This window comes from Actinomyces bouchesdurhonensis (genome assembly GCF_963540955.1).
Classification (GTDB): Bacteria; Actinomycetota; Actinomycetes; order Actinomycetales; family Actinomycetaceae; genus Pauljensenia; species Pauljensenia bouchesdurhonensis.
The window spans coordinates 1-7,944 of the sequence record NZ_CAUTSL010000075.1 but is presented as its reverse complement, the minus strand read 5'-3'; the positions used below and the strand labels follow the sequence as shown (position 1 = coordinate 7,944).

Annotated in this window: 5 protein-coding genes and 2 pseudogenes; 5 read left to right on the top strand and 2 right to left on the bottom strand. The window is 64.5% G+C overall.

Features of this window, described 5'->3' with window-relative positions:
• The 5 genes from RYL44_RS09500 to RYL44_RS09480 form a co-directional block, all read left to right on the top strand.
• A partial coding sequence (locus tag RYL44_RS09500) for a DUF7847 domain-containing protein (protein WP_314975819.1) occupies positions 1-1,204 on the top strand: 1,204 nt, incomplete at its 5' end.
• Positions 1,205-1,207: 3 nt separating this feature from the next.
• Complete coding sequence (locus RYL44_RS09495; RefSeq protein WP_314975818.1) at positions 1,208-1,837, top strand: DUF4129 domain-containing protein; 630 nt, start codon at positions 1,208-1,210, stop codon at positions 1,835-1,837.
• Entirely contained in the window at positions 1,837-2,985 is a 1,149-nt protein-coding gene (locus tag RYL44_RS09490) for a DUF4350 domain-containing protein (protein ID WP_276739364.1), read from the top strand. Before RYL44_RS09495 ends, RYL44_RS09490 begins: the two co-directional genes overlap by 1 nt.
• Positions 2,978-4,120, top strand: a complete 1,143-nt coding sequence (locus RYL44_RS09485; RefSeq protein ID WP_314768866.1) for an AAA family ATPase — start codon at positions 2,978-2,980, stop codon at positions 4,118-4,120. Before RYL44_RS09490 ends, RYL44_RS09485 begins: the two co-directional genes overlap by 8 nt.
• Before the next feature lie 7 nt (positions 4,121-4,127).
• Positions 4,128-5,459, top strand: coding sequence for a DUF58 domain-containing protein (locus RYL44_RS09480; protein WP_314975817.1), 1,332 nt, complete (start codon positions 4,128-4,130; stop codon positions 5,457-5,459).
• A 50-nt stretch (positions 5,460-5,509) separates the two neighbouring features.
• Here RYL44_RS09480 and RYL44_RS09475 read toward each other — a convergent pair.
• Positions 5,510-6,822, bottom strand: a pseudogene (locus RYL44_RS09475) (ISL3 family transposase).
• A 689-nt stretch (positions 6,823-7,511) separates the two neighbouring features.
• Positions 7,512-7,718: pseudogene (locus RYL44_RS09470) on the bottom strand (CysS/YqeB C-terminal domain-containing protein); the annotation flags it as partial.
• Between the last annotated feature and the right edge of the window lie 226 nt (positions 7,719-7,944).

The window sequence follows — 7,944 nt, the reverse complement described above, 5'->3', positions numbered from 1 at the left end:
CGGGCCAGGCTACGGCGCACCCGGGCCAGGCTACGGCGCACCCGGGCCAGGCTACAGCGCACCCGCCCCCGGGCCAGGCTACGGCGCACCCGGGCCAGGCTACGGCGCACCCGGGCCAGGCTACGGAGCACCCGCCCCCGGGCCAGGCTACAGCGCACCCGGGCCAGGCTACGGCGCACCCGGCGCCTCTGGCTACAGCCAGACCGGAGCGTGGGGATGGGCCCCCAAGCCAGGTATCATCCCGCTGCGTCCGCTTTCGATCTCTGACCTGTTGAGTGGCTCCTTCGCGGCCCTTCGTATGAACCCGAAAGTACTGTTCGGTTTCACGCTGATTGTGTTGACGATCGTGGGTGTCCTCGACTCGCTCGTCTCTATCTTTCCCGTGTACTCGTTGATGTCGGCCTCGGAGTACGGCGGGGATCCTCAGGCTTCCCCCGATGACATAGCCAGTTCCGTGTCCATGGCCTTTGTGTCAACGTTCGTGGGCTACGCCATCTTGCTGATATGTTCTATCCTTGCGGTAGCACTGCTGAACGGAATCCTGTCCACCACGGTGGCGCAGATGGTCATCGGCAAGAAGATCACATTCCGCCAAGCATGGGCGTTAGCAAAGCCGCGCATGATGCCGGTGTTAGGTGTCGTCGTCCTCACATTTCTCGCGGTCGGTATCCCGGTCATCCTATGGATCGTCGGCATAGTCGTGCTTCTCTTGGCCTCGGGCAGTTCGAACGCGGCGTACAGTGCTGCCGGTTTGATGTTGATTGCGTTGTTTCCGATGGCGTTGGTCTCCTACGCGGTACAAGTTCGTCTCCTCTACGCGCCAATGTGTGCCGTCTTGGAGCACGCTGGTCCCATCGAGTCGATCAAGCGCTCGTGGTCCTTGACATCAGGGGCGTTCTGGATGACCCTGGGTCGCCTGATGCTCATCAGTATTCTGGTTGGTTTCATCGCTGGCATGATCACGATGGTCATCAGCACTGTTGTCGTCGGTATTGTCTTCGCGGTCTTCAGCGCCGGTAGCCTTGATCCCACCAAGATGGTTGGGTTGCTCATGACTACTAGTGTGCTGACCACCATTCTTCAGATGGCCTCCTACGCCCTCGTCTTCCCCATCATGTCAGCATTCCAGACTCTTATGTTTGTGGATCAAAAGATTCGCACAGAGAACTTCGCCTTCGCGCTCGCCCAGGCCGCCAGGAGCTAGGCGGTGGACCCGGTGTTCGCGTGCGGCGTTCCCTTGGCGCCCGACGAGGGTGAGGCCCGGTCGTGGCTGGAAGAGGAACTTTCGCGCGGGATCTACAACACCGACGCCAGCGGCATTACCGATGTCATTAGGCGTTTCCTAACGAGGCTCTACGAGGCCATCGAATGGAAGGGAGAGGGGCCTTTCTCTTTCTCTGTGCTCGTGACGCTCCTGGCGATCATCGCGATTGCGCTCGTCATCATCGCGCTGATCCTCAACCCGATTCGTTCCTCCTGGCGTGCATCCCACTCAGTGTTCGAGGAGGAGGCGAGCCGCGAGGATGTACGCCGTCTCTTCAACGAGGCTGTGGAAGACGAGGACTGGAACCTGGCTTACGTGTGGGCCTACCGTCTCCTAGTGTTGGGGTTGGATGAATGCGAGGTCGTCACGTCATCGCCAGGTCTGACGGCACGCGAAGCCGCGGTGGCGGCGACCCGGCTCGTGCCCGAACAGGGCCCGACGCTTGCTTTTCACGCACGGACTTTCGACCGCGTTCGTTACGGGAATGCATCGGTTCACCGCCAGGACGTGGACGCATTAAGCAAACTCACGCCTGCCCTGTTGGATGCCTGCCGAAAGGCCCAGGACCACTGATGAAAGCCACGCAGGTTCGCATCATTACCCCCACGGCGCGTGAACGGGCGAGCGCCGCGCGTCCGGCGATCATGGTTCTCGCGTTCGTCATAGTGTCCTTTGTCGGCATCGCATTCTTGCCGCAGGCTGGTTTCAACAATGCCCCCGTGGGCATCCGCAACCCTGGAGGCGACGGCGCGCGGGCACTCGCGCAGGTGCTTGAACACCACGGCATCACGGTGAGCGAAGTGTCGGCCGCTCAGGCGGCATCCGTAGATGAGAACACGACGCTCGTCGTCGTTTTTCCTTCCCGCATGTCGGCTCAGTTGGCGCAGGAGGTGGAGACGCGAGCGAGCGTTGTCTACGTGGGCTTGGAGGAGGAATACGGGGGTGAGCCACCCTACCTGGCGGGGTTGCACGCAACCCGATCCTGGGACACCGGGCAAAGAACACAGCCAGGATGCGCTTCCGAAGCAGCCCAGCATGCGAGCGAGCTGTTTTCCTCCGCTTATTCGGTTTCCGCTTCTTCCTCCACCTGGCACCTGTGTTTCACCACAGACGGGCAAAATTACGCCTACGCTGAGCGCGTTGAAGACGGTCGCTTCCGCGCAGTCATCCCCGATTCGGTGCGGGTGCGCAACCGTGCGATCACGGAGGGAGGCAACGCCGCCTTGGCCATTAACGCGATCGGCAGGACCAACAAGGTCGCCTGGTTCGTTGCCTCCCATGGTGTTTCTGTTTCCTCCGAGCAGGTGACACCCACTGATTCTCCGTTCCTTGCTCCCGCCTTCCTCATGGTGCTCGGCTCAGCGCTGTTGGCGGCCGCGGCGCGCGGCACAAGACTCGGGCCACTCACCCCGGAGCAGCTGCCGATTGAGGTACCTGCCGCTGAAACCCTCATCGGGAAGGCACGACTCATGCGCGCCATGCGCTCCTACGGGCATGCCGCCAGAGCGCTGCGCAGCGCGTCTGCCTCGCGCATCGCGTCCTCGCTAGGTGTCACGTACACCGCTGATCGTGAGACGCTCGCACGCGAGATCGAGCAACGAGGCCTGCCTCCCTCCCGCTACGAACAACTTCTGTGGGGGCCACCACCGACAGACGAGGCGGCCCTCGTCCAACTCGCCAACGACCTCTACGCCCTCGAGAAGGAGATTCGCCATGACTAACCCCGGCCCCATGCCCTCCCCGCAGTATGGCACCGCTGGTGGCGTACACGATCAGGGCGGACCCGGATACTCCGGGCCGCAGGGGGGATACGCGCCCCGGGGAGGCACCCCCACCCAGGGGACCCCGGCCTCGTACTGCGCGCCAACGGGCCAGGGATGGTCGGGGCGTCGCCTCAACGAGGCAGAGCGAAGCACGCAGGAGGCCCTCCTGGCGCTCAAAGCTGAGATCGGTAAAGCCATCGTCGGCCAGGACGCGGCAATCACCGGACTGATTGTCGCCCTCGTTGCCGGCGGCCACGCCTTGCTCGAGGGGGTCCCCGGCGTCGCTAAAACGCTCCTCGTGCGCGCACTCGCCCACGCCCTCAACGTCGACATGGCGCGTATCCAGTTCACCCCCGACCTGATGCCCGCCGACATCACCGGCTCAATGATCTGGGACGCGGGACGATCCGAGTTCGTCTTCCGTGAAGGTCCCGTGTTCACGAATCTGCTCCTCGCCGACGAAATCAACCGGACGCCACCCAAGACCCAGTCGGCGCTCCTCGAATCCATGGAGGAACACACCGTCTCGGTCGACGGTACGACCCGCGCGCTACCTGCCCCCTTCATGGTCATTGCCACGCAAAACCCCATCGAATACGAGGGCACCTACCCGTTGCCGGAAGCACAGTTGGACCGTTTCCTCCTCAAACTCGAGCTGCCCCTGCCATCCCGCGACGCCGAAATCGACATCGTTGCCCGCCACCAGGGCGGCTTCAACCCAACGTCCCTCGCGAAGGCGGGCATTCACCCGGTCGCCGGCGCCGCTGACATCCTCGCGGCTCACGAAGCCGCCGCACGCGTTGAGGTCGCTCCCGCCGTCATCGCCTACCTGGTCGACGTGTGTCGTGCAACGCGCACCTCACCCGCCGTGCGCCTCGGCGTGTCCCCGCGAGGCGCGACCGCCCTGCTGCGCACCTCTCGCGTGTGGGCCTTCCTACAGGGCCGAGGATTCGTGACCCCCGACGACATTAAGACGATGGCCCCCTCGACCCTCGCACACCGCCTCGGCCTGCGTGCCGAAGCCAACCTCGAGGGCATCACGGCCGCCAACGTCGTCTCAGGAGTCCTCGCAGCCACCCCCGTCCCCCGCTGAGGCTCCCGTGATCGTCTCTGCGCGCAGCGCGCTCGTCGTTCTCGTCGGCATCGTCCCCCTCGCCTTCTCGCCATCCCGCGCCTTCGCCTGGACGTGGTTCGGCCTCGTCATCGCGGCGTGCCTGATCGACACGGCCGGCGCTCCCTCCCCCCGCACCCTGCGCCTGCGACGCGACGTCACCGGCCCAATCCGCGCCAACCAGACAACCACGGCAACGCTGCGCCTGACCAACACGACGAAACGACACATGACCCTGGATGTACGCGACGCGTGGCCACCATCCCTCGCCCCCACCCCGTCGCGCCAACGCGTGCGCCTCACCGCCCGCAGCTCCACCACCGTCACAACGATGCTCTGCCCGTCGCGGCGGGGCACGCGCCACGCCGATGTAGTCACGATCCGCTCGTGGGGGCCGCTACACTTGGGCGCGCGTCAAGTCAGTCTTGAAGCACCATTGACGCTGTCAGTCCTCCCCGAGTTTAAGGCGCGCGTACTACTACCCACGCGCCTGGCTCGGCTCCACGAATTGGAGGGCACGACGCCGACGACACTGCGCGGCGCGGGCACCGAGTTTGACTCCCTGCGCACCTACGTCGAAGGTGACGACCCGCGAGACATCGACTGGCGTGCATCCGCTCGCTCCACCGAACTCATAGTGCGCCAGTGGCGCCCCGAACGAGACCGACACGTCCTCATCGTCGTGGATTGTGGACGCGCCTCCGCCGCTCTGCTCGGCGCACCCGAACACATGGACGTGGACTCGATCGCCCTGGGCTGTGCGCCCCGCTTGGATTCCTCCATCGAGACAGCCCTCCTCCTGGCAACCCTCGCCGATCGCGCGGGCGACAAGGTCCACGTGTTAGCCGTCGACTCTCGCGTGCGCGCACGCGTATCAGGGGTACGCGGACCCAAAATCATCGAGACCCTCGCCGCGACCTTCACGGATATTTCGCCGCGCCTAGACGTCACCGACTGGTCCGACGTGGCCACAGCCGTCGAACAGACCGTCCACCACCCGTCATTCGTTGTTGTAATCACGAAGATCCCCCCAGCCGGCATGGACACAGAGTTCACGGACACCCTGTCGCGCCTCGCCGATCGCCACACCGTGCTCGTCGCCTCCGCGACCGACCCCGACGAGATTCGCGCACGGCACGGACTCTCCAACGCGGAAGAAGTGTTCCTCGCCGCCTCCGCCGCACTCTCCCAGCGAGCCGACGACGCTGGTGCCGCCGACGCACGCCTTGCGGGTGCACTCACCCTTCAGGCATCCGCTGAACTGTTACCCGCACGCACAGCTGACCGTTACATCGAACTCAAGAAAGCTGGTCGCCTCTAGATCGAGAACCCCCTGGCCAGCGTATGCACCCGCAACACTTAAGCGGCTCTTCATAATTGGGGGTGTGGTTGGGGTTTGAATTCTCCGGTTTTGGGGAGTGTTCGGGTGATGTTGTGGGTGAGGTTTCGGAAAGTCCTGGGGCGCAGCTGCGTAGGTGTTCGAGGGGTGCGTTGATGGCTTGGGTGGGGTCGTTTGTGGTGTGGGGGTGGTCGAAGTAGGCCTGGATGTCTGTGGTTCTTCGTTTGAGTGTCCTGCCCAGCGTGATGAGTTCGGTGAGGCTCCTCGGTACGCGCGTGGACGTCAGTGTGTTGATTTCGGCTTGCATCAGGGCCTTACCGGTGCTCGTGTTGGGCGCGCGGTAGGCATCAATGATGTTCTGGTAGGCGCTCCAGGTGACCTCAAGGGCGACGTGTTCGTCGCCGGACAACAGGTCGAGGATGCGGTGTTGCTGGTGTGGTGTGAGTAGGCAGGATCTGGTGTGCAGCACCCTGCGGGCCTTGTACAGGGGGTCCGTGGCGCGCCCGCGCCGGTGGTGAAGTTCTTGCCCGGTGCGTCTGCGGCACTCGTCCAAGGCGTTGCCGGCGAGGTGTACGACGTGGAAGGGGTCCATGACTGCCTTTGCGTCGGGGAGTTCTTCGGCGGCAGCGCTCTTGAACCCGGTGAATCCATCCATAGCGACGATCTCGATACGGCTGCGCCACGTATCGGGCTGGGAGGCGAGCCAGGTTTTGAAGACCTGCTTGGAGCGGCCCGGGACCATGTCCAAGAGCCAGGAGGGGCCACTGCGATCTCGGATGGGCGTCACGTCCAAGATGACGGTGACGAATTTGTCGCCGTAGGGGGTGTGGCGCCACACGTGTTCATCCACGCCAATGACGCGCACGCCTTCGAACCGGGTCGGGTCGTTGATCAGTGAGCGCTCTCCTTCGGCCAGGACAGCAGTGTTAGCGGTATTCCAGGACACGCCCAAGGCCTGGGCAACGCGCGCCACCGTCAAATGGTGGACGACCAGCCCAGTGAGCGCCCAGCGCACCGCCGCCCGTGAGAGCTTCGCGCGCGGATCGGCCGCTTGACTCATATCCTGACGCCACACGTGAGAACACGTCTCGCACCGGTAGCGGCGCACGCTCACATGCACAATCGTGGAACACCACCCGCAGGGCTCATGCGCCAAGCGCCTGATCACCATGTCACGACAAATGCCCTGGCACCGGTAGCGCCGGCACCACCGGTCCTCACCAACAATGCGGCACGCCAACACTGCATGGTCTGGCCACATGCGCTGGCCCGTCACCTCCAGGCCCAGGTCATCCAGGCGCGTGAACGCGCTCAGATCAGGGCGATCAAAGATAGTATTGGGCATGTCGAGGTCTTTCAGATGGACGGTGTCGGAACCCCCCATCATCGAAAGACCTCGACCCCTACCCGGCCACGACACGCCCAACCCCACCCACCACCCCTACACCCTCAAATGCGAAGAACCCACAAACCGCGGAATATCAACGATCAGATTTCAACACACGAAATACAATCACGGGAATTACGTGCGAAATTACTGGGGAACCAGCCCGATTGGAAGCCGACGCACGAAACCACCTATCAGCACACCAGACGCCGGTGTGACGGGCGCCGGATGGACCGGAGGGCACGGGCGAGCTTCGCGAGGCGGCGCCGAGCGAAGCGAGATCGCCAAGTCTCGCGGGCGGGCGGGCCTAGCGACGCCCGAAACAACGCGGAGGCCGCTGCACCCGTTACGGGGCGCGACACCCGATCAGAAGGGGTGCACTGCCTACGGATCGGGTGCAGCGCACCCAATCACAAGAACAAACGCGGAATCTGCGAGACGACAGCCGAAACAGCGCGGAGGCCGCTGCACCCGTTACGGGGCGCGACACCCGTTACGGGGCGCGACACCCGATCAGAAGGGGTGCACTGCCTACGGATCGGGTGCAGCGCACCCAATCACAAGAACAAACGCGGAATCTGCGAGACGATCGCCGACACGCACAAGGCCCCGGGAGCTCGCGCTCCCGGGGCCTCAGCACATAGCGATCAGCCAACACTCCACGTCGCGCCGTCGCGGCCGTCGGCGACGGTGACGCCGGCCAGGCGGTCGCGCAGCTCGTCGGCGCGCGCCCAGTCCTTGGCGGCGCGGGCAGCGGCCCGCTCGGACAGCACGGCCCGGACCAGCGCGTCCAACGCCTCGTGCTCGGCGGCGGCCGCACCGGACGCACCCGCGCCGATGCCGGCCTGGCCGCGCGGACTCGGCAATACGCTGACCGGGACAGCCCGGCAACGCGCCCGTGCAAGACGCTGAGAAAACCCCTGACCAACCAGGTAGCTCACAGCCTCGTGCCTGCGCGCCGGGCCTAGAAGTTTCCCTCCGCCAACTCTCGCAACGCTGCCTTCTCCAACTCTGCTTGGCCCAACAACTGGCTCTTCAGAGTTGAGTGTGGGTGGAGGCGTCTAGGCCTCCTGCGATGAG